The organism is Streptomyces sp. Root431 (assembly GCF_001426585.1).
Taxonomy (GTDB): Bacteria; Actinomycetota; Actinomycetes; order Streptomycetales; family Streptomycetaceae; genus Streptomyces; species Streptomyces stackebrandtii.
In genome coordinates, this window is sequence record NZ_LMEI01000008.1 from 504609 (window position 1) to 523600 (window position 18992).

At 70.6% G+C, this 18992-nt stretch carries 22 protein-coding genes and 1 pseudogene; 14 read left to right on the plus strand and 9 right to left on the minus strand.

What is annotated here, in order from left to right; translation table 11 throughout:
• Window positions 1-88 precede the first annotated feature (88 nt).
• Window positions 89-484, plus strand: coding sequence for a hypothetical protein (locus tag ASC82_RS13390; protein ID WP_056646266.1), 396 nt, complete (start codon window positions 89-91; stop codon window positions 482-484).
• On the opposite strand, the gene ASC82_RS13395 is transcribed toward ASC82_RS13390, so the two are convergent.
• Complete coding sequence (locus tag ASC82_RS13395; protein WP_056646268.1) at window positions 441-1142, minus strand: FCD domain-containing protein; 702 nt, start codon at window positions 1140-1142, stop codon at window positions 441-443. The genes ASC82_RS13390 and ASC82_RS13395 overlap by 44 nt on opposite strands.
• A gap of 63 nt (window positions 1143-1205) precedes the next feature.
• Between ASC82_RS13395 and ASC82_RS13400 the strand changes: the two genes are divergently transcribed.
• The 4 genes from ASC82_RS13400 to ASC82_RS13410 all read left to right on the plus strand — a co-directional run bounded on the left by ASC82_RS13400 (window position 1206) and on the right by ASC82_RS13410 (window position 3586).
• On the plus strand, window positions 1206-2537 hold the full coding sequence (locus ASC82_RS13400) for an MFS transporter (RefSeq protein WP_056646271.1): 1332 nt from the start codon (window positions 1206-1208) through the stop codon (window positions 2535-2537).
• 17 nt (window positions 2538-2554) lie between these two features.
• The gene (locus ASC82_RS31365) at window positions 2555-2671 is read left to right on the plus strand and encodes an SGM_5486 family transporter-associated protein (RefSeq protein ID WP_277914785.1); all 117 of its coding nucleotides are present in this window, start codon (window positions 2555-2557) and stop codon (window positions 2669-2671) included.
• Window positions 2672-2828: 157 nt separating this feature from the next.
• Entirely contained in the window at window positions 2829-3032 is a 204-nt protein-coding gene (locus ASC82_RS13405) for a hypothetical protein (protein WP_056646273.1), read from the plus strand.
• Between the two features lie 35 nt (window positions 3033-3067).
• A complete protein-coding gene (locus ASC82_RS13410; RefSeq protein WP_056646275.1) occupies window positions 3068-3586 on the plus strand; it encodes a histidine phosphatase family protein in 519 nt (172 codons plus the stop codon).
• Between the two features lie 84 nt (window positions 3587-3670).
• On the opposite strand, the gene serB is transcribed toward ASC82_RS13410, so the two are convergent.
• Entirely contained in the window at window positions 3671-4885 is a 1215-nt protein-coding gene (gene serB / locus ASC82_RS13415) for a phosphoserine phosphatase SerB (protein WP_056646278.1), read from the minus strand.
• Window positions 4886-5083: 198 nt separating this feature from the next.
• On the opposite strand from serB, the gene ASC82_RS13420 reads away from it, so the two are divergent.
• On the plus strand, window positions 5084-7639 hold the full coding sequence (locus ASC82_RS13420) for an FHA domain-containing protein (RefSeq protein ID WP_056646281.1): 2556 nt from the start codon (window positions 5084-5086) through the stop codon (window positions 7637-7639).
• A gap of 86 nt (window positions 7640-7725) precedes the next feature.
• Here the strand turns inward: ASC82_RS13420 and ASC82_RS13425 are convergent, their stop codons facing one another.
• Window positions 7726-8517, minus strand: a complete 792-nt coding sequence (locus ASC82_RS13425; RefSeq protein ID WP_199862523.1) for a transglycosylase SLT domain-containing protein — start codon at window positions 8515-8517, stop codon at window positions 7726-7728.
• 398 nt (window positions 8518-8915) lie between these two features.
• Window positions 8916-9103: pseudogene (locus tag ASC82_RS31050) on the minus strand (short-chain dehydrogenase); the annotation flags it as partial.
• A 198-nt stretch (window positions 9104-9301) separates the two neighbouring features.
• Here ASC82_RS31050 and ASC82_RS13435 point away from each other — a divergent pair.
• The 3 genes from ASC82_RS13435 (at window position 9302) to ASC82_RS13445 (ending at window position 11491) form a co-directional block, all read left to right on the plus strand.
• Window positions 9302-10447, plus strand: coding sequence for a GAF domain-containing sensor histidine kinase (locus tag ASC82_RS13435; RefSeq protein ID WP_056646287.1), 1146 nt, complete (start codon window positions 9302-9304; stop codon window positions 10445-10447).
• Window positions 10440-11084, plus strand: coding sequence for a response regulator transcription factor (locus ASC82_RS13440; RefSeq protein WP_056646290.1), 645 nt, complete (start codon window positions 10440-10442; stop codon window positions 11082-11084). The genes ASC82_RS13435 and ASC82_RS13440 overlap by 8 nt, the downstream gene beginning before the upstream one ends.
• 164 nt (window positions 11085-11248) lie before the next feature.
• Window positions 11249-11491: a chaplin gene (locus tag ASC82_RS13445; RefSeq protein ID WP_024756203.1), complete on the plus strand. Its 243-nt coding sequence runs from the start codon at window positions 11249-11251 to the stop codon at window positions 11489-11491.
• A gap of 119 nt (window positions 11492-11610) precedes the next feature.
• On the opposite strand, the gene ASC82_RS13450 is transcribed toward ASC82_RS13445, so the two are convergent.
• Window positions 11611-12414, minus strand: a complete 804-nt coding sequence (locus tag ASC82_RS13450) for a hypothetical protein (protein WP_056646293.1) — start codon at window positions 12412-12414, stop codon at window positions 11611-11613.
• Window positions 12415-12549: 135 nt separating this feature from the next.
• On the opposite strand from ASC82_RS13450, the gene ASC82_RS13455 reads away from it, so the two are divergent.
• The 4 genes from ASC82_RS13455 to ASC82_RS13470 all read left to right on the plus strand — a co-directional run bounded on the left by ASC82_RS13455 (window position 12550) and on the right by ASC82_RS13470 (window position 15738).
• Complete coding sequence (locus tag ASC82_RS13455; RefSeq protein ID WP_024756201.1) at window positions 12550-13347, plus strand: ABC transporter ATP-binding protein; 798 nt, start codon at window positions 12550-12552, stop codon at window positions 13345-13347.
• Window positions 13348-13423: 76 nt separating this feature from the next.
• Window positions 13424-13855, plus strand: a complete 432-nt coding sequence (locus tag ASC82_RS13460) for an NfeD family protein (protein ID WP_056646296.1) — start codon at window positions 13424-13426, stop codon at window positions 13853-13855.
• Between the two features lie 99 nt (window positions 13856-13954).
• On the plus strand, window positions 13955-14872 hold the full coding sequence (locus ASC82_RS13465) for an SPFH domain-containing protein (RefSeq protein ID WP_056646298.1): 918 nt from the start codon (window positions 13955-13957) through the stop codon (window positions 14870-14872).
• Window positions 14873-14964: 92 nt separating this feature from the next.
• Entirely contained in the window at window positions 14965-15738 is a 774-nt protein-coding gene (locus tag ASC82_RS13470) for a sulfite exporter TauE/SafE family protein (protein WP_199862524.1), read from the plus strand.
• A 74-nt stretch (window positions 15739-15812) separates the two neighbouring features.
• Here the strand turns inward: ASC82_RS13470 and ASC82_RS13475 are convergent, their stop codons facing one another.
• The 3 genes from ASC82_RS13475 to ASC82_RS13485 all read right to left on the minus strand — a co-directional run bounded on the left by ASC82_RS13475 (window position 15813) and on the right by ASC82_RS13485 (window position 17847).
• On the minus strand, window positions 15813-16319 hold the full coding sequence (locus tag ASC82_RS13475; RefSeq protein ID WP_024756197.1) for an HNH endonuclease: 507 nt from the start codon (window positions 16317-16319) through the stop codon (window positions 15813-15815).
• Window positions 16320-16483: 164 nt separating this feature from the next.
• Window positions 16484-17023, minus strand: a complete 540-nt coding sequence (locus tag ASC82_RS13480; protein ID WP_056646304.1) for a YbhB/YbcL family Raf kinase inhibitor-like protein — start codon at window positions 17021-17023, stop codon at window positions 16484-16486.
• Between the two features lie 41 nt (window positions 17024-17064).
• Complete coding sequence (locus ASC82_RS13485) at window positions 17065-17847, minus strand: sporulation protein (protein ID WP_056646306.1); 783 nt, start codon at window positions 17845-17847, stop codon at window positions 17065-17067.
• A gap of 87 nt (window positions 17848-17934) precedes the next feature.
• On the opposite strand from ASC82_RS13485, the gene ASC82_RS13490 reads away from it, so the two are divergent.
• Window positions 17935-18597, plus strand: coding sequence for a DNA-3-methyladenine glycosylase (locus ASC82_RS13490; RefSeq protein WP_056646308.1), 663 nt, complete (start codon window positions 17935-17937; stop codon window positions 18595-18597).
• A gap of 149 nt (window positions 18598-18746) precedes the next feature.
• Here the strand turns inward: ASC82_RS13490 and ASC82_RS30805 are convergent.
• Window positions 18747-18992: hypothetical protein (locus ASC82_RS30805; protein WP_206779214.1), on the minus strand; the 246-nt coding region annotated here is incomplete at its 5' end.

The following is an 18992-nucleotide window of genomic DNA, read 5'->3' on the forward strand; positions in this document are numbered from 1 at the left end:
TCTTCCGTTCCTCGACTCGAAAAGTCGCGCGAATCACCCCAGACTGGGGCAGAGCGTGATCTGTTGCTGACGGGGAGGAGGTACGGGCATGCGCGCGATACGTCACGGGTTCGGCGCGTTCGCCTCGGTCGCCGTTCTGCTCACCGGGATCGCCGTCGCCGCCGAGGTGCGCGCCGCTCCCGCCCCTGCCGAGGAGGTCCCCGCCGCCCCGGCCGCGGACGAGCCGGAGAACTTCGGGGCGTCCTGCCGCACCGTCGTCCAGGGCTCCCGCGTCACCGCCTACTGCCAGAACCCGTACCCCGCCACCGACAGCGTCCGGCTCCACGTCGAGTGCGAGCGCTGGTGGGACGTCGACACCGACAGCGCCCCCGTCGAGGTCGGCCCCGCGGACTACGCCCGGGTCAGCGGCCGCTGCTGGAAGGAGGTCCGCTCCGCCTGGGTCACGCACCAGCCGGCGGAACCGGCTCCTGTACGGGGCTCTTGAGGCACATGAAGGGGTAGCCGGCCGCCTCCGTCCCGGCCCGCTCGGCGTCGCCCTCGCGGATCGCGTCCACCAGCCGCCCGTGGTCCATGTGGTTCTCCGGCCGCAGCTCCTGCCCCACGTCGTCGCGCAGCCAGTCCCGCAGGAGATCGCCCAGGTCCGCGTAGAGCTCCGTCAGCACGTCGTTGCCCGAGGCGGCGACGACCGCGTGGTGGAAGGCCGCGTCGACCGTCACGAACCGCTCCGCGTCACCCGACTCCCAGGCCTCGTCGCGCCGCAGGAGCAGCGCGTCGAGCTGCTTCAGGTCCCGCTCCGTGCGCCGCTCCGCGGCGAAGCGGGCGGCGGCGGACTCCAGGGTCGAGCGCAGCTCGGCGACGTGCCGGGGGTCGGAGCCGGCGAAGCGCCGGTGCATGACGCCCGCCAGCTCGCTGGTGGCGATGACGTACGTCCCGGAGCCCTGGCGGATGTCGAGCAGCCCGTTGTGCGCGAGCGCCCGGACGGCCTCGCGCACGGTGTTGCGGGCCACGCCCAGCTGCTCGACCAGCTCGGGTTCGGTCGGGATGCGCGAACCCACCGGCCATTCGCCGGAGGTGATCTGGTTCCGCAGCTCGGCGATCACCTGATCGGAGAGTCCTGCGCGCCGCGGGTGACCGAGGGCCATGGAGCACCTTCCCATTCGTTCGAGATTGGACAACCAATCATCCCATGATTCTATGATGGCCTCATGCCTGACGAGCCGAAGACCCTCGACCCCGCCGCACGACCGGCCGGGACCACCGCCCCGGCAGCCACCGCCACGCCGCCCGGAGCGGCCGTCGCCGCCGGCGATTCTCCCGCACCGGGCCGGGCTCACCGCTGGACCCTCGGGCTCGTCATCGTCGGCCTCGTCCTCTCCGCGCTCAACCTGCGCCCCGCCATCACCAGCCTCGGCGCACTCCTCGAAGAGGTCAGCGAAGGCCTCCACATGAGCGGCAGCGTCGCCGGCGTCCTCACCTCCGTCCCCCCGCTCTGCTTCGCGGTCTTCGGCATCACCGCCCCGCGCCTCGCCCGCCGCTTCGGCCCCGCCGCCGTCGTCTGCGCGGGCATGGCGGCGATCTTCGCGGGCCTCGTCCTCCGCCCCTTCGCCTCCGGCACGGCCGGCTTCCTCGCCGCCAGCGCCCTCGCCCTCATGGGCATCGCCGTCAGCAACGTCCTGATGCCGGTGATCGTCAAGCGGTACTTCCCCGACCGCGTCGGCAGCATGACCGGCCTGTACTCCATGGCGCTCGCCCTCGGCACCTCCGTCGCCGCGGCGGCGACCGTCCCGATGACCGACGCCCTCGGCGGGGACTGGCGCCTCGGCCTCGGCATCTGGGCCGTACTCGCCGCCCTCGCCGTCCTGCCCTGGATCCCGCTGCTCCGCGACCGCGACCGGGGCGCCGGCGTCCGCGACCGGGGCGCCCGCGACCGTACGGAGAAGGCGACCGCCACCCCCGCCCCGCGCATCACCCGCAGCCGCACCGCCTGGGCCCTCGGCTGCTTCTTCGGTCTCCAGGCCACCGGCGCCTACATCACCATGGGCTGGATGCCGCAGATCTTCCGCGACGCCGGCGTCCCCGCCTCCACCGCGGGCGTGCTCCTCGCCGTCACCATGGTCATGGGCGTCCCGCTCGCCTTCGTCATCCCCCGGCTCGCGACCCGGATGAAGAACCAGGGACCGATCGTCGTCGCGCTCGGCCTGTGCGGCCTCACCGGCTACACCGGCCTCTTCCTCGCCCCGGCCTCAGGAGCCTGGGTCTGGGCCGTCCTGCTCGGCATCTCCAACTGCTCCTTCCCGCTCGCCCTCACCATGATCGGGATGCGCTCGCGGACCGGCGCCGGCGTCGTCCGCCTCTCCGCCTTCGCACAGAGCGTCGGCTACCTCATCTCCATCCCCGGCCCCCTCCTCGTCGGCGTGCTCTACCAGCACAGCGGCGGCTGGGGACTGCCCATCGCCCTCATGGGCGGCCTGATGGTGCCGCAGATGATCGTCGGAACCCTCGCGGGGAGGGACCGGACGGTGGAGGACGAATGCTGAGATGCGAGACTGGCCCCATGCCAGTCCTCGAACCCAATCCCCAGAACGGCCAGAAGAAGCTGCTCATCGTGCTCGGCACGATGCTCGGCATCACGGTGGTCATCGCCGTGATCGCCTCCCTCGCCTCACCGTGACCGCCGGGGGTGGGGACAACCCCCGCATCCCCTAGGGGGTGAGTGTCAGGGTGAAGTGGGTGGATCACCTGATGGGCCGACGCGCGCCCGATCCGTACGTTGGAGACAACCGTCGGAGACGACGGGAAAACGGATCTCCCACCCCTCGGAGGCGGCCATGTCGGCCCGTACGGACACCAGCACCCGCCCCCTGCCGAGCGGCGTCGACACCCGGCTGCCCTGGTGGGCGCTCGCCCTCCCCGTGGCCGCGTTCGGCGTCCTCCTGATGCTCATCGCCGGGCCGGGTGGTGCCCCCGCCACCTCGGGTGACCTGGGGGTCGGCCGGGTCCTGGAGCAGCTCCAGCAAACGCTCGCTCTCTGAGTCACCGAAAGCCGTTCCGTGCGAAGCTGTTGACCATGAGCGTCGATACACCCCGCAGGATCGTGCTGCTCCGCCACGCGAAGGCAGACTGGAGCGACGAGTCCGACCACGAGAGGCCCCTCGCCGAGCGAGGCCGCAAGGACGCACCCGTCGCGGGCCGCAGGCTCGCCGGGACCGGCATCGGCTTCGATCTGGCCCTCTGTTCCACCGCCGTCAGAACCAGGGAGACCTGGAAACTGGCCGTGCACGAACTGTCCCAGCGCCCCAGGACCGTGTACGAGGACCGGCTGTACGAGGCCTCGCTCGGCGAGCTCATCGCCCTGCTCAACGAGGTCTCGGACGAGGTCTCCGACCTCCTCGTCATCGGCCACAACCCCGGGATGCACGCCCTCGCCGACGCCCTCGCGGGCGAATCGGACGGGGACCTCCTGCCCCGCATGAACCGCAGCGGCTTCCCGACCTCGGCCTACGCCGTCCTCGCCTTCAACGGCTCCTGGAAGTCCGTCGAGCACGGCGTCGGGCGCCTCGTGGACTTCTGGACCCCGCACGACTGACGAGCCGCACCCGGCTGCGTACGGGAGAGGGCCCGGCCGTCCGAAGACGACCGGGCCCTCTCCCCGTACGGGCGTGCCGACGGTTCAGTGCAGCAGGTCCTCGCCGCCGTCGGCGGCCTCGACCTCTTCGCGCGTGATGCCGAGCAGATAGAGCACGGTGTCCAGGAACGGCACGTTCACCGCCGTGTCGGCGGCCCGGCGCACCACCGGCTTGGCGTTGAACGCCACCCCGAGCCCGGCCGCGTTCAGCATGTCCAGGTCGTTGGCCCCGTCGCCGATGGCCACGGTCTGCGCCAGCGGCACACCCGCCTCCGTCGCGAACCGGCGCAGCAGCCGCGCCTTCCCGGCCCGGTCCACGATCTCGCCGGTCACCCGGCCGGTGAGCTTGCCGTCCACGATCTCCAGCGTGTTGGCCGAGGCGAAGTCGAGCCCGAGCCGCTCCTTCAGATCGTCGGTGACCTGGGTGAACCCGCCGGAGACGACGCCCACCTGGTAGCCGAGCCGCTTGAGCGTACGGATCAGGGTCCGGGCCCCCGGCGTCATCCGCACCTCCGCGCGGACCTTGTCGACCACCGAGGCGTCCAGACCGGCGAGCAGCTCCACGCGCGCGTGGAGCGACTGCTCGAAGTCCAGCTCGCCGCGCATCGCGGCCGCCGTCACCTCGGCCACCTTGTCCTCACACCCCGCGTGCGCCGCGAAGAGCTCGATGACCTCGTCCTGGATCAGGGTCGAGTCGACGTCCATGACGACGAGCCGCTGGGCCCGCCGGTGCAGGCCGGCGGAGACCACGGCCACGTCCACCCCGATGGTGTGGGCCTCGGTCGCCAGCGCGGTCCGCAGCGGCTCGGTCTCGCAGCCCGAGACGGCGAACTCCACGGCCGTCACCGGGTACTTCGCGAGGCGGAAGATGCGGTCGATGTTGCCGCCGGCCTCCGCGATCCTCGCCGTTATGGCCGCCGTCTGCTCCGCGGTGAGCGGGTTGCCGAGCACGGTGACGTGCGAGCGTCCCTCGCCGCGGGGCCGGTTGTCGCCCGTACCGGAGATGATCTCGGCCTGGAGCTTCAGGGACTCGGCCCAGCTGTGGATGGTGGCCCGCAGTTCACCCTGCGAGGCGACGGTCGGTTCGGTGACGAGCGCGCACAGGACGAGGCGGCCGCGGGAGACGACCTGCTCGATGTCCACGACGTCGACTGAGTAGGCGGCGAGGGTGTCGAAGAGTCCGGCGGTGATCCCGGGACGGTCCTTCCCGAAGATCTTGACGAGAAGGGTGGGAACGTCTGAGGTCTGCGATGCGCTCATGGTGGTTCCACCGTATCGGGCACCGTGTGCCACCTGACCCCCCGTCCCGCCCTGCGGACACCCGAGTGGTCGCGGGTTTGCCCCCGAAGGTCTTCACACGGCCCGACTTTCGGATACGGGACCGGGCCTGAAATAGTTCCCCAGGATGATTCGCCATCCCTGGACTCCCGAACACGGGGGTACATCGGGGGACAAGTAGTGGGGCATGGAGTGCCAGAACTCGTACTGGAATTGAACGGCAGGACCTGGACGCTCGACGCGTCCCGGTCGTACACCCTGGGCAGGGACCCTCAGGGTGACCTGGTGATCGACGACGCCAGGGTCTCGTGGCGGCACGCCACCATCAGCTGGGGCGGCCGGAGCTGGGTCATCGAGGACCACGGCTCCACGAACGGAACCTTCGTCCACGGGCAGCGGATCCACCAGATGGAGATCGGCCCCGGATCGGCCGTGAACCTCGGCAACGCGACCGACGGACCCCGGCTGAATCTCGCCGCCGCCGGCGCGGCGGCCGCGCCTCAGCAGCAGCAGGCCCCGGCCCAGGCGCAGCCCGTCGCGGCCCACCAGGCCGCGGAGCAGGCCGAGTGGATCACCCACCAGGCCCCGCCGCAGCACCAGGCACCGCAGCACCAGGCGCCGCAGCAGGGCTGGCAGCAGCCGCCCGCGCAGCCCCAGGTCCCGCACCAGCAGGGCCCCGGGCACGGCGTGCCCGGCGGCGCCGCGGGGGCGTCGTCGGCCTATGCCGACCGCAGCCCGACCACGTTCCACCAGCTGAACCTCGGCCACGTCATGCGCATCGGCCGTGCCCTCGAGAACGAACTGGTCGTCTCCGACCTCCAGGTCTCGCGGCACCACGCCGACTTCCACGCGACGCCCGACGGCCGCTTCGAGATCCGCGACCTCGGCTCGCACAACGGCACGTACGTCAACGGCCAGCCGATCCCCAAGGGCGGCTCGGCCGTCCTCGGCCCGCAGGACATCGTCGGCGTCGGCCACTCGACGTTCCGCATCGTCGGCGGCCAGCTCGAGGAGTTCGTCGACACCGGCTCCGTCTCCTTCTCGGCCCGCCACCTCACGGTCACGGTCGACGGCGGCAAGAAAATCCTCCAGGACGTCTCCTTCGGCGTCCCCGAGAAGTCGCTGATCGGTGTCATCGGCCCGTCCGGCTCCGGAAAGTCCACGCTGCTCAAGGCGCTGACCGGCTACCGCCCGGCCAACGAGGGCGACGTCCTCTACGACAACCGAAGCCTCTACAAGCAGTTCGCCGAGCTGCGCCAGCGCATCGGTCTGGTCCCGCAGGACGACATCCTGCACAAGGAGCTGACCGTCCAGAAGGCGCTCCGCTACGCGGCCAAGCTCCGCTTCCCCGGCGACACCGCCACGGCCGAGCGCGAGGCCCGCATCGACGAGGTGCTGCGCGAGCTCAAGCTCGACATCCACCGGGAGAAGAAGGTCACCTCCCTCTCCGGCGGCCAGCGCAAGCGCGTCTCCGTCGCCCTGGAGCTCCTCACCAAGCCGTCGCTGATCTTCCTGGACGAGCCGACCTCCGGCCTCGACCCGGGCATGGACCGCGATGTCATGCAGCTGCTGCGCGGCCTCGCCGACGACGGCCGCACGGTCCTCGTCGTCACCCACTCGGTGGCCGAGCTGGGCCTCTGCGACAAGCTCCTCGTCATGGCGCCCGGTGGCTCCGTGGCGTACTTCGGTCCGCCGGAGGAGGCGCTGAACTTCTTCGGCTACTCCACCTGGGCCGACGTCTTCTCCGCCTTCGAGAACTACCGCGACTACGACTGGGCGGGCCGCTGGAAGGGCTCGCAGCACTACCAGATGTACGCCGCGGACATCGACGCCGTCGCCGCGCAGCCCGTCCATATGCCGCAGCAGGCGATGGCCCGCCCGCCCAAGCCGCAGGGCTGGGGCTCCCAGCTGTGGACGCTGATCCGCCGCTACGTCTCGGTGATCGCCTCCGACAAGGGCTTCCTGGGCCTGATGGTGATCCTGCCCGCCGTCCTCGGCGCGGTCTCCGTCGTCATCCCGGCCGACTTCGGCCTCGGCTCGCCGACGCCCCCGTCCCGCTTCAACGGCGACGCGGGCACGATCATGCTGATCCTCATGGTCGGCATGTGCTTCAGCGGCGCCGCCAACTCGGTCCGCGAACTGATCAAGGAGCGGGTCATCTACGAGAGGGAGCGCGCCACCGGCCTCTCCCGCTCCGCGTACCTGATGTCCAAGGTTATTGTCCTCGGCCTGATCACGGCCTTCCAGGGCGTCATCATCTGCGGCATCGGCTTCTCCACCCGCGCACTGCCCGCCGAGGGCCTCCTCATGCCCCCGGCCGTCGAGCTGTGCATCCAGGTGATCGCCCTCGGCCTCACCTCGATGATGTTCGGCCTGGTCATCTCCGCGCTCGTGAAGACCGCCGAGAAGACCATGCCGCTCCTCGTCATGTTCGCGATCATCCAGGTCGTGTTCACCGGCATCCTCTTCCAGGTGTACGGCTCGCCCGGCCTGGAGCAGTTCGCCTGGCTCATGCCCTCCCGCTGGGGCATCGCCGGCGCCGGCACCACCCTCGACCTGGCCCGTCTCATGCCGCCGTGGGACCCGAAGAACCCCACGGACACGGACGCGCTGTGGGAGCACGCGGCCGGCCAGTGGGGCTTCGACCTCGGCGTCCAGCTGCTCATGGCGGCCGTCTGCTGCGTCGCCGTGGCGCGACTGCTGCGCCGTCACGAGCCCGAGGTCATGCGCAAGTGACCGACTGAGCGACCGTATGCCGAAGGGCGGCACCCCAGTGCGGGGGTGCCGCCCTTCGGCGTACGGCGACAGCGGACCGAGTGCGATCAGTACGCGCTGTTGACGTTGTCGATCGAGCCGTAGCGGTCGGCCGCGTAGTTGGCGGCGGCGACGAGGTTGGCGACCGGGTCGTACTGATCGAACTTGGTGCCCGGGATGTGGTAGGCCTTGAAGGTCGGGTAGATGACCTGGAGCAGGCCCTTCGACGGGACGCCGTTGATGGCGTTGATGTCCCAGTTGTTGATGGCCCGCGGGTTGCCGCTGGACTCACGCATGATGTTCTTGTGCAGGCCGTTGTACGTGCCCGGGATGTTGTGCTTGTCCATGATGAACAGGGCCTCGCGGATCCAGCCGTCGAGGTTGTTCGCGAAGACCGGGGTACGGGCGACGGAACGGCTCGCGGCCGCCTTCTCCGCGGCGCGCTTCTTCGCAGCCGCCTTGGCCTTGGCCTCGGCGTTCGCCTTCGCGACGGCCTTGGCGCGGGCGTCCGCCTTCGCCTTGGCGTCGGCCTTCGCCTTCGCGTCCGCCTTGGCCTTCGCGTCGGCCTTCGCCTTGGCGGCGGCCTTGGCGTCGGCCTCCTGCTTGGCCTTAAGACCGATGGTGGTCTGCTGCTCGGCGACGCTGGCGGCCAGCGCCTTCGCCTGCGGGCTGGCGGCGTTGTAGGACCACGCGACCTGCTGGGTACCGGAGAGGGCCTGGGGCTCGGTCTCGGTGGAGCCACCGTTGCCCGGCACGAGGGAGAGAGTCAGAGCTGCGGCGCCCAGAGCGGCGACGCCGGCGATCGTGGCCTTGTGGGTCTTCTTGAGACCACGACTGTGGCCAGGGGTCTTCGCAGACATCAGGACTACCTCTTCGAATCGCTGGGGGGTCGCTCGCCGGGGCGGCGCTGCGCCTGCTCGGCGGCGACGAGGGCAATTCTTAGCGGCAGCAAAATCGTGTGGCAAAGGTGTGACGTACGATCCCGGGTAGTGGATCAGGGGCTTGTGCACAGGCCACGGAACGCCCGTTGTGGCCAGGTTCCTCCGCGTCTATCTGGCCTCCTGGCGTCCACTAGCGGGCTTCGTAAGTGATGTGGGTCCTATGCGCGGGCTCACATCGGGCACGTAACAAACTCACCACGCGTTGCGGAAGCAATGCAGACGGTGAGACAGGTCCTCCCGAAGGAGGAGAAGGACGCCCCCGGACTCGTACCAGAGGCGCCCCCGGCCCTCACTCCACGGGCCCCGTGAGCTCCGGCCGCCACGTACCGCCCACTGGCCGGCCGCCGGTCGAGCAGGTGGAGGAAGCCCGGCACCACGGTTTCCGGACCGGCCGCGTACCGATCCCCTCCGGCACCGCCGCCGCGTACAGATCCGTCTCCATGCCACCCGGGTCCACCGCCCACACCCACAGCCCCGGCTCCTCCACGGCAAGCACCGCCGCCAGCCCGCAGACCGTCCAGCGGCTGGTGTCTCCGTGAGCACGCGCGGCATCGGCCGCCGACGCTCCACTCCCGGGCCCGGCCCCTCCCCGCCACCTCCCTGGCCCGGCCCGCCCAGGGCGTCGGACCTAGGTCCCGAGTCCCCCTCCCACGCCGTCCCCGGGCGGATACGCACGGTCACACCCCGCCGGTACGGTGAACACATGAGCCATCGACCGAGCTCCGGCCTCGCCGCCGTGAGCACCGCCCTCCTCGCGATGAGCCGCCACCTGGAGGTCCGCGACGTCCTCAAGACGATCGTCGCCTCCGCCCGCGAGCTCCTCGACGCCGAGTACGCGGCCCTGGGCGTCCCGGACGACCACGGCGGCTTCGCCCAGTTCGTGGTCGACGGCGTCAGCGACGAGCAGTGGAAGGCGATCGGCCCGCTGCCCCGGCAGCACGGCATCCTCGCCGCGATGCTCCACAAGGCCGAGCCCGAGCGGCTCGCCGACGTCCGCGAGGACCCCCGCTTCGAGGGCTGGCCGGCCGCCCACCCCGAGATGTCCGACTTCCTCGGCCTCCCCGTCAGGGACGGCGACGAGATCCTCGGCGCCCTCTTCCTCGCCAACAAGCGCTGCCCGAAGGAGACCGGCAGCTGCGGCTTCACCGCGGAGGACGAGGAACTGCTCTCGATCCTCGCCCAGCACGCCGCCATCGCCCTGACCAACGCCCGGCTGTACGAGCGCAGCCGCGAACTCACCATCGCGGAGGAGCGCTCCCGCCTGGCCCACGAGCTCCACGACGCCGTGAGTCAGAAGCTCTTCTCGCTCCGGCTCACCGCCCAGGCCGCCGCCGCCCTCGTCGACCGCGACCCCGCCCGGGCCAAGGACGAGCTCCACCAGGTCGCCGTACTGGCGGCCGAGGCGGCCGACGAGCTGCGCGCGGCCGTCGTCGAGCTGCGCCCCGCGGCCCTCGACGAGGACGGCCTCGTCCACACCCTGCGCACCCAGATCCAGGTCATGGACCGCGCGCACGCGGCCCGGGTCACCTTCGAGAGCCCCGGGATCAGGGCCCTGCCCGCGGCACAGGAGGAGGCCGTCCTCCGCGTCGCCCAGGAAGCCCTGCACAACGCCCTGCGCCACGCCGAGGCCGAGCTCGTCACCGTCACCCTCGCCCGCAGCGGCCAGGGCGCCCGGCTCACCGTCACCGACGACGGCAAGGGCTTCGACCCGCGTACGGTCCGCAGAGCCGGCCGCCACCTCGGCCTGGTCTCCATGCGGGACCGGGCGGGCGGCGTCGGCGGCGCACTCACCGTGACCTCGGCTCCCGGCGAGGGCACCACGATCGACATGGAGGTTCCCGGTGGCTGACAAGCCGATCCGTGTCCTGCTGGTCGACGACCACCAGGTCGTCCGCCGAGGCCTGCGCACCTTCCTCGAAGTACAGGACGACATAGAAGTGGTGGGGGAGGCCTCCGACGGCGACGAAGGCGTCGCCCGCGCCGAGGAGCTCCGCCCCGACGTCGTCCTCATGGACGTGAAGATGCCCGGCACCGACGGCATCGAGGCGCTGAAGCGGCTCCGCGAGCTGGCCAACCCGGCCAGGGTCCTGATCGTCACCAGCTTCACCGAGCAGCGCACGGTCGTTCCCGCGCTCCGCGCAGGCGCCTCCGGATACGTCTACAAGGACATCGACCCCGACGCCCTGGCCGGCGCCATCCGCTCCGTCCACGCGGGCCACGTCCTGCTCCAGCCCGAGGTCGCCGGCGCGCTCCTCAGCCAGGAGGACTCCCCGGGCGGTACGGGACGGGGCTCGACCCTCACGGAGCGCGAGCGCGAGGTCCTCGGCCTGATCGCGGACGGCCGGTCCAACCGCGAGATCGCCCGCGCGCTCGTCCTCTCGGAGAAGACGGTGAAGACGCACGTCTCGAACATCCTGATGAAGCTCGACCTGGCGGACCGCACCCAGGCCGCGCTCTGGGCGGTCCGCAACGGCCTCACCGACTGACGCGCCCCCCGGAGCGCCTCGTGCGCGCCGGGGCGCACGACCGTTCAGTCCTTCATACCGTCGGGTGTATATCCCCCGTTCGGCGCAACCCGCCGGGGGCGGCGGCGTTCTCCATGACGTGCTGCGGCGGACCGGCCGCAGCGATGACCAGGAGGATGTACCAAGTGAAGAACCTCAAGAAGGCCGCCGCCGTCACCATGATCGCCGGTGGCATCATCGCCGCCGGTGCGGGTGCCGCCTCCGCCCACGGCGCCGAGGCCGACGGCAAGGCCCTCAACTCGCCGGGCGTCGCGTCCGGCAACCTGGTGCAGGTCCCGGTCCACGTCCCCGTGAACGTCTCCGGCAACACGGTCAACGTGATCGGCCTGCTCAACCCGGCCTTCGGCAACCACGCCCTCAACGGCTGAGCCACCCCAGAACCACCGGCCCCCGGACGATCCCCCGGGGGCCGGCCCCTTTCCCGCCCCCGTACGTCCCCCCGGGAACCGTCCGCCGAACTGCTCGGGCCCGACAAGGGGCCGGGGTCTCAGTACCCCCGCTGCCCGTCCCGCTCCCGCTCGCGCTCCTCCACATACGCGTTGTACGCGGCGACCTGCGCCCGCCGAGCCACCCGCTCCACCGGCCGCAGCGCTTCCCCCCGCGCCGCCATCTCCGAAGCGCTCACCGCGCCCCCGTGCCCGTGGTCGTACGCCAGGTCCACGAGCAGGCCGATCCGCTGCGCCAGCTCCAGGACCCGCACCGCCCGCGGCGGATAGCCCGGGGCCAGTACCTCCCGCCCGACCTCCGCCCGCGCCCGGTACGCCTCGCGCGCCGCGTCCGCCGCGGGGCCCGACGCGGCGACATCCAGCCGCGTCAGCACCGCCGTCGCGTCCCGCAGCGCCTCCGCGAGCTCCCGCTCCGCCTCGCCGAGCGACGGCACGTCCGCCGGCGGAGCCTCCCGCACCGCGAGACAGCGCCAGACGACCTCCACGTGCACGTCACCCTCGGGCCCCGCCTCCGAGACCTCCGGCACGAGACCGTACGGCGCGCCGAAGCCCACCACGGCCTCCTCCGCCTCCAAAGCGCGCGCGTTGAACTTCGGCGGCCCGCTGAGTCCCAGCGGATGCCCCGGCGCGGGCAGCGCCACCCGCCACCCGGTCACCCCGAGCCGCCGCAGCCGGCCGAGCGCCAGCGTCAGCCCGACCGGCGCCGCCTCACCCGGCAGCCCCTCCACGCGGTGCACCGCGTCCTCCCCGACAATGGCCAGCGCCGCATCGTCCGGCGACACCGCCCCGGCCAGCAGGGCATTGCCCCAGGCGGCCAGGCGTCCTGAGCGTGGTTCCGAAAGCATCCCCCCAGACTAAGGACTCAAAGGAAGCCCTAGGGACCGGCCCGCTCCGTCGATAACGTAGGTTTTCCCCTGGACGCAGCGCCCATCGGCGCAAGGCGACGACACGACTCGACCGCAAGGGGAGACAACGCGCTCATGAGCGATGTACTGGAGCTGGTGGACGTATCCGTGGTCCGCGGCGGACGGGCTCTGGTGGACGAGGTCTCCTGGTCGGTCAAGGAGGGCGAGCGCTGGGTGATCCTCGGACCCAACGGCGCCGGCAAGACCACCCTCCTGAACATCGCCTCCAGCTACCTCTTCCCCACCAAGGGCACCGCCACGATCCTCGGCGAGCAGCTCGGCGGCGTCGGCACCGACGTCTTCGAGCTCCGCCCCCGTATCGGCATGGCCGGCATCGCCATGGCGGAGAAGCTGCCCAAGAGCCAGACCGTCCTCCAGACCGTCCTCACCGCCGCGTACGGCATGACGGCCACCTGGCACGAGGACTACGACCCGGTCGACGAGGAGCGCGCCAAGGCCTTCCTCGACCGCCTCGGCATGAACGACTACCTGGACCGCAAGTTCGGCACCCTCTCCGAGGGCGAGCGCAAGCGCACCCTGATCGCCCGCGCGATGATGACCGACCCCGAGCTCCTCCTCCTCGACGAGCCCGCCGCCGGACTCGACCTCGGCGGCCGCGAGGACCTCGTCCGCCGTCTCGGCCGCCTCGCCCGCGACCCGTACGCGCCCTCCATGATCATGGTCACGCACCATGTCGAGGAGATCGCCCCCGGCTTCACCCACGTCCTGATGATCCGTCAGGGCAAGGTCCTCGCCGCCGGCCCCGTGGAGACCGAGCTCAGCTCCCGCAACCTCTCGCGCTGCTTCGGCCTGCCGCTCGTCGTCGAGCGCGTCGGCGACCGCTGGACCGCGCAGGGCCTGCCGCTGAAGTGACGGAACGGAGCGCCGGTGTCCCGCACAGCCACCCGCGCCCTGTCCCGGAAGGACCCCACCGCCCTACCATGACCGCGTGGACATCGACGCGTGGGTCTGGTGGTTGATCGGCGCGGTGGGGCTCGGCATTCCGCTGGTCCTGACCGCGATGCCGGAGTTCGGCATGCTGTCCGTCGGCGCGATCGCCGGGGCGGTGACCGCCGCGCTCGGCTTCGGCGTCACCCCGCAGGTGATCGTCTTCGCCGTCGTCTCCGTGGCGCTGATCGCGGTGGTCCGCCCGATCGCCGCCCGCCACCGCGACGACCGGCCCCGCCTGGCCAGCGGCATCGACGCCCTGAAAGGCCGTCAGGCGATCGTCCTGGAACGGGTCGACGCCGGCGGCGGGGGCCGCATCAAGCTCGCCGGAGAGATCTGGTCGGCCCGCGCGCTCGACAGCGGGCAGACCTTCGAACCGGGCGACCAGGTCGACGTCGTGGAGATCGACGGGGCGACCGCCGTCGTCATGTGACCGAACCTCGCCCATGACGTTGCTCCATCTGGGAAACTCGATCTCGATCATCGAAAGCCATCCGGAACTCAACCGGTAGCGAAGGGCACGGGGAACACGATGTCAGCAGTCATCATCGTCCTGATCATTCTGGTGGTGCTCGTCTTCATCGCCCTGATCAAGACGATCCAGGTCATCCCGCAGGCGAGCGCGGCGATCGTGGAGCGCTTCGGCCGCTACACCCGCACGCTCAACGCCGGACTGAACATCGTCGTCCCGTTCATCGACTCGATCCGCAACCGGATCGACCTCCGCGAGCAGGTCGTCCCGTTCCCGCCGCAGCCGGTGATCACCCAGGACAACCTCGTCGTCAACATCGACACGGTCATCTATTACCAGGTCACCGACGCCAGGGCCGCGACCTACGAAGTCGCCAGCTACATCCAGGCGATCGAGCAGCTCACCGTCACCACCCTGCGCAACATCATCGGCGGCATGGACCTGGAGCGGACCCTCACCTCCCGCGAGGACATCAACGCGGCACTGCGCGGCGTCCTCGACGAGGCCACCGGCAAGTGGGGCATCCGCGTCAACCGCGTCGAGCTCAAGGCGATCGAGCCGCCGACCTCCATCCAGGACTCGATGGAGAAGCAGATGCGCGCCGAGCGCGACAAGCGCGCCGCGAGACAGTCCCAGATCCTCACCGCCGAGGGCGAGAAGCAGTCCGCGATCCTCCGCGCCGAGGGCGAGGCCAAGGCCGCCGCCCTGCGCGCCGAGGGCGAGGCCCAGGCCGTCCGCACGGTCTTCGAGGCCATCCACGCGGGCGACCCGGACCAGAAGCTGCTCTCCTACCAGTACCTCCAGATGCTCCCGAAGATCGCCGAGGGAGACGCCAACAAGCTCTGGATCGTGCCCAGCGAGATCGGCGACGCCCTCAAGGGCCTCTCCGGCGCTTTCGGGAACATCGGCGGCGGCGTCCCCGGCTTCAACACCAAGGACGTACCGGCCGCCAGGCGAGAAGAACCCCCGGTTGACTGACACGTACACCTAAACTTCGTGCATGATCGGTGCGAGCCCCTCGACCCTGACGAACTCAGAGCGGGGAGGCGACTCACTGACCCTGTAAGGAGATGGCGTTGTCCATCTGGGAAGCACTGGCAGTCTTCGCCGCCGGCATCGGCGCCGGCACCATCAACACCATCGTCGGATCGGGAACGCTCATCACGTTCCCGGTCCTCCTCGCGACCGGGCTCCCCCCGATCACCGCGAACGTCTCCAACGCCCTCGGCCTCGTCCCCGGCTCCATCAGCGGGGCCATCGGCTACCGCCGCGAACTGAAGGGCCAGAAGGCCCGCATCATCCGCCTCGGCAGCGTGGCCCTCCTCGGCGGACTCATCGGCGCGATCCTGCTCCTCGCGCTCCCGTCCGACGCCTTCGACGCGATCGTCCCCGTCCTCATCGGCCTCGCGCTCGTCCTGGTCCTCCTCCAGCCCCGCATCGCCGCCGCCGTGCAGCGACGCCGCGAACAGACCGGCACCGTGGCCCACCCCGACGGCGGCCCCGCCCTCCTCATCGGCCTCTGCCTCGCCAGCATGTACGGCGGATACTTCGGCGCCGCCCAGGGAGTGCTCTACCTCTCCCTCATGGGCCTGCTGCTCCACGACACCCTGCAGCGGATCAACGCCGTCAAGAACATCCTCGGCGCGCTCGTCAACGGCATCGCCGCCGTCTTCTTCCTCTTCGTCGCCGAGTTCGACTGGACGGCCGTCCTCCTCATCGCCGTCGGCTCCACCATCGGCGGCCAGATCGGCGCCAAGGTCGGACGCAAGCTGCCGCCGCCCGTCCTGCGCGGAGTGATCATCGCGGTCGGCATCGTCGCGATCCTCCAGCTGACGCTGAAGTAGCGAAGGAGCGCGGACGACGGAAGGGCCCGCCTCCCCACACCGGGGGGAGGCGGGCCCACACCGTACGAGACGGTCTACGCGGCCGAGTTCGCCAGCCACTCCGGCAGCTCGGACCGCTCACCCGCCCGCATCGCGAGCAGCATCGCGTCCGCGGGCGACGGCACGAACGGCTCGTGCAGCAGCGGCATCCCCGCCTGCTCCGGCGTCCGGTCGGCCTTGCGGTGGTTGTCCTCGGCGCAGGAAGCGACCGTATTCAGCCAGCTGTCCCCGCCCCCCTGGGCCCGCGGCACGACATGGTCGACGGTCGTCGCCCTCCTCCCGCAGTACGCGCACCGGTGTTGGTCCCTGACCAGCACCCCCCGCCTCGACCACGGGGCGTGTCTTCGGAAGGGCACCCGTACGTACCGGCAGAGCCTGATCACCCGCGGCACCGGAAGATCGACGGCGGCACCTCGCACCCGCAGCTCGGGATGGGCCTGCTCGACGACGGCCTTGTCCTGAAGGACAAGCACCACCGCACGGTTGAGAGTGACCGTCGACAGCGGCTCGAAGCTCGCGTTGAGTACCAGCGTGTCCCGCATTGTGCCCACCTCCCGTGTGCCGGCCCCGCCCCGGAGCGGGGCGTGGAGCCTGGATCAACGATGGCCGGGCCGGCCGGGGTCGGACAACGCAATTTCCTACGAAACAAAAGATGCCCGCTTCTGATCTCTCCAAGACCAGAAGCGGGCAAACAACAAACGAACGATCAGACCGCCGCGGGAGCCGCGTACTCACCGACCAACTGGGCACGCCCCAGCGTGTGGAAGCGCAGATTGAAGCCGATGGCCGCCGGCGAGGCACCGTCGTCCGGCCCGAGCCGCTCGCTGTCCACCGCGTACACCGTGAAGACATAACGGTGCGCCGGGTCCCCGGGCGGGGGAGCGGCGCCGCCGAACTCCTTCGCGCCGTAGTCGTTCCGTACGTGCACGGCCCCGGCCGACAGCCCCTCGAACGACCCCGACCCGGCACCGGCGGGCAGCTCCGTCACCGACACCGGGATGTCGAACAGCACCCAGTGCCAGAACCCGCTGCCCGTCGGGGCGTCCGGGTCGAAGCAGGTCACGGCGAAGCTCTTGGTCTCCGCCGGGAAGCCCTCCCAGCTCAGGTGCGGAGAGGTGTTCCCCTCCGCGTACACCTGGGCGTCCTTCAGCACGCCACCGGGCGCGACGTCGTCGCTCACCACGGTGAACGCCTCCACCGGCGGATGGAAATCGTGAGGGAGCGGCGCCCTCTTACCCTCGGACACGTGGAGCCTCCGTATCGCCTGTCGCTGCTGTCCCGGTGAGCCTAGAGCCAGTTGCGGCGGCCGCCGACCTCGGCGAGCCACTGGTTCAGGTAGGCCGCCCAGTCGGTCGTGTGGAAGTCGTGCAGCCCCACCTTGAACGCACGGAACGAGTCGCTGCCCTCGCCGAACAGACCGGGCTTCTTGTCCATCTCCAGGACGACGTCCATCTCACGGTCGTCGGCGACGAAGCTGACCTCGACCTGGTTCAGCCCGCGGTACTGCTGCGGCGCGAAGAACTCGATCTCCTGGTAGAAGGGCAGCTTCTGCCGCGTCCCCCGGATGTGCCCGCGCTCCATGTCCGCGCTCTTGAAGCGGAAGCCCAGACCGAGGAAGGCGTCCAGGATCGCCTGCTGCGCCGGCAGCGGGTGCACGTTGATCGGGTCCAGGTCGCCGGAGTCCACGGCGCGGGCGATCTCCAGCTCGGTGACGACACCGATGTTCATGCCGTGCAGCTGCTGACCGGAGACGGCGGTCACCGGCGTCTCCCACGGCACCTCGAGACCGAACGGCACCACGTGCACCGCGCCGGCCTTCACCTCGAAGGCACCACCCAGACGCACCTTGAGGAACTCGATGTCCTGCTTGTGCTCCTGGTCGCCACCCTCGACCTCGACCCGCGCCTGCAGGCCGACGGAGAGCGCCTCGATCTGCTGGTCGACGCTGCCGCCCTGGATCCGCACCTCACCCTGGACGACACCGCCCGGAACCACGTTCGCCTCGGAGAGCACGGTCTCCACGGTGGCACCACCGGCACCCAGGCTCGCGAGCAGCTTCTTGAATCCCATGACTTCCACTCCTTCTCGGTACTGACCTCTACATACGCGCGACGACCGTAGCCGGTTCCCCGCCGACCGCCACTACGCTCGGCCGCCATGAGCGACATCCCCTCCCGTACGCCGCTCCCGCGGGCCTTCTTCGACCGCCCCGTCCTGGAGGTCGCCCCCGACCTGCTCGGCCGCACCCTCGTCCGCACCTCCCCGGAGGGCCGGATGGAACTGCGGCTCACGGAGGTGGAGGCGTACGCCGGCGCGATCGACCCCGGCTCGCACGCCTTCCGCGGCCGCACGGCACGCAATGCCGTCATGTTCGGCCCGCCCGGACACGCGTACGTCTACTTCACCTACGGCATGTGGCACTGCCTCAACCTGGTCTGCGGCCCCGAGGGCGAGGCGAGCGGAGTCCTCCTGCGCGCGGGGGAGGTCCTGATCGGCACCGAGCAGGCCCGCCCCCGCCGCCGCTCGGCCCGCTCCGACACGGAACTGGCCAAGGGCCCCGCCCGCCTGGCCACGGCCCTGGACATCACCCTCTCCCTGAACGGCACGAACACCTGCGCCGGCCCCGAAGCCCCGCTCTCCCTGCTCACCGGCACCCCACCCCCGCCGCACGACATCAGCAGCGGCCCCCGCACGGGCGTCGGCGGCGACGGAGCCCCCCACCCCTGGCGCTTCTGGATCAAGAACGACCCGACGGTCAGCCCCTACCGCGCCCACACCCCCCGGAAGCGTCGGCTTGACTCGGCCCCTCCGACCGCCTAACGTAGCCCGAGCCGCTGGAAACGGGCCTGCTTGTTCAAGCACCCCGTAGCGGCCACCCACTACTCTCGATGATTCCCCAGCAGGGGCTTATTTCGGCATTCCCGAAATTCGTTTCGAATGACTCGATTATGAGTCGCCAGAGAAATCAGCTAAAGTAGTGACCACGCCGGAAGGGCCCGGAGCGAAAGCGAATGGGACCGGAAAGCACCGAGGAAATCGGATCGGAAAGATCTGATAGAGTCGGAAACGAAGGAAAAGCCCGGAGGAAAGCCCGCGTGGGTGAGTACAAAGGAAGCGTCCGCACCTTGAGAACTCAACAGCGTGCCAAAAATCAACGCCAGATTAGTTGATACCCCGTCCATCTTCGGATGGTCGAGGTTCCTTTGAAAAAGTCC

Coding starts and splice junctions, on each gene's coding strand:
- ASC82_RS13405 (WP_056646273.1), top strand. CDS start 2,829: ATGTCGGCCCGTACGGACACCAGCACCCGCCCCCTGCCGAGCGGCGTC.
- ASC82_RS31365 (WP_277914785.1), top strand. CDS start 2,555: ATGCCAGTCCTCGAACCCAATCCCCAGAACGGCCAGAAGAAGCTGCTC.
- ASC82_RS13470 (WP_199862524.1), top strand. CDS start 14,965: ATGGCGTTGTCCATCTGGGAAGCACTGGCAGTCTTCGCCGCCGGCATC.
- ASC82_RS13490 (WP_056646308.1), top strand. CDS start 17,935: ATGAGCGACATCCCCTCCCGTACGCCGCTCCCGCGGGCCTTCTTCGAC.
- ASC82_RS13390 (WP_056646266.1), top strand. CDS start 89: ATGCGCGCGATACGTCACGGGTTCGGCGCGTTCGCCTCGGTCGCCGTT.
- ASC82_RS13465 (WP_056646298.1), top strand. CDS start 13,955: ATGTCAGCAGTCATCATCGTCCTGATCATTCTGGTGGTGCTCGTCTTC.
- ASC82_RS13455 (WP_024756201.1), top strand. CDS start 12,550: ATGAGCGATGTACTGGAGCTGGTGGACGTATCCGTGGTCCGCGGCGGA.
- ASC82_RS13395 (WP_056646268.1), bottom strand. CDS start 1,142: ATGGCCCTCGGTCACCCGCGGCGCGCAGGACTCTCCGATCAGGTGATC.
- ASC82_RS13450 (WP_056646293.1), bottom strand. CDS start 12,414: ATGCTTTCGGAACCACGCTCAGGACGCCTGGCCGCCTGGGGCAATGCC.
- ASC82_RS13400 (WP_056646271.1), top strand. CDS start 1,206: ATGCCTGACGAGCCGAAGACCCTCGACCCCGCCGCACGACCGGCCGGG.
- ASC82_RS13425 (WP_199862523.1), bottom strand. CDS start 8,517: ATGTCTGCGAAGACCCCTGGCCACAGTCGTGGTCTCAAGAAGACCCAC.
- serB (WP_056646278.1), bottom strand. CDS start 4,885: ATGAGCGCATCGCAGACCTCAGACGTTCCCACCCTTCTCGTCAAGATC.
- ASC82_RS13475 (WP_024756197.1), bottom strand. CDS start 16,319: ATGCGGGACACGCTGGTACTCAACGCGAGCTTCGAGCCGCTGTCGACG.
- ASC82_RS13410 (WP_056646275.1), top strand. CDS start 3,068: ATGAGCGTCGATACACCCCGCAGGATCGTGCTGCTCCGCCACGCGAAG.
- ASC82_RS13485 (WP_056646306.1), bottom strand. CDS start 17,847: ATGGGATTCAAGAAGCTGCTCGCGAGCCTGGGTGCCGGTGGTGCCACC.
- ASC82_RS13435 (WP_056646287.1), top strand. CDS start 9,302: ATGAGCCATCGACCGAGCTCCGGCCTCGCCGCCGTGAGCACCGCCCTC.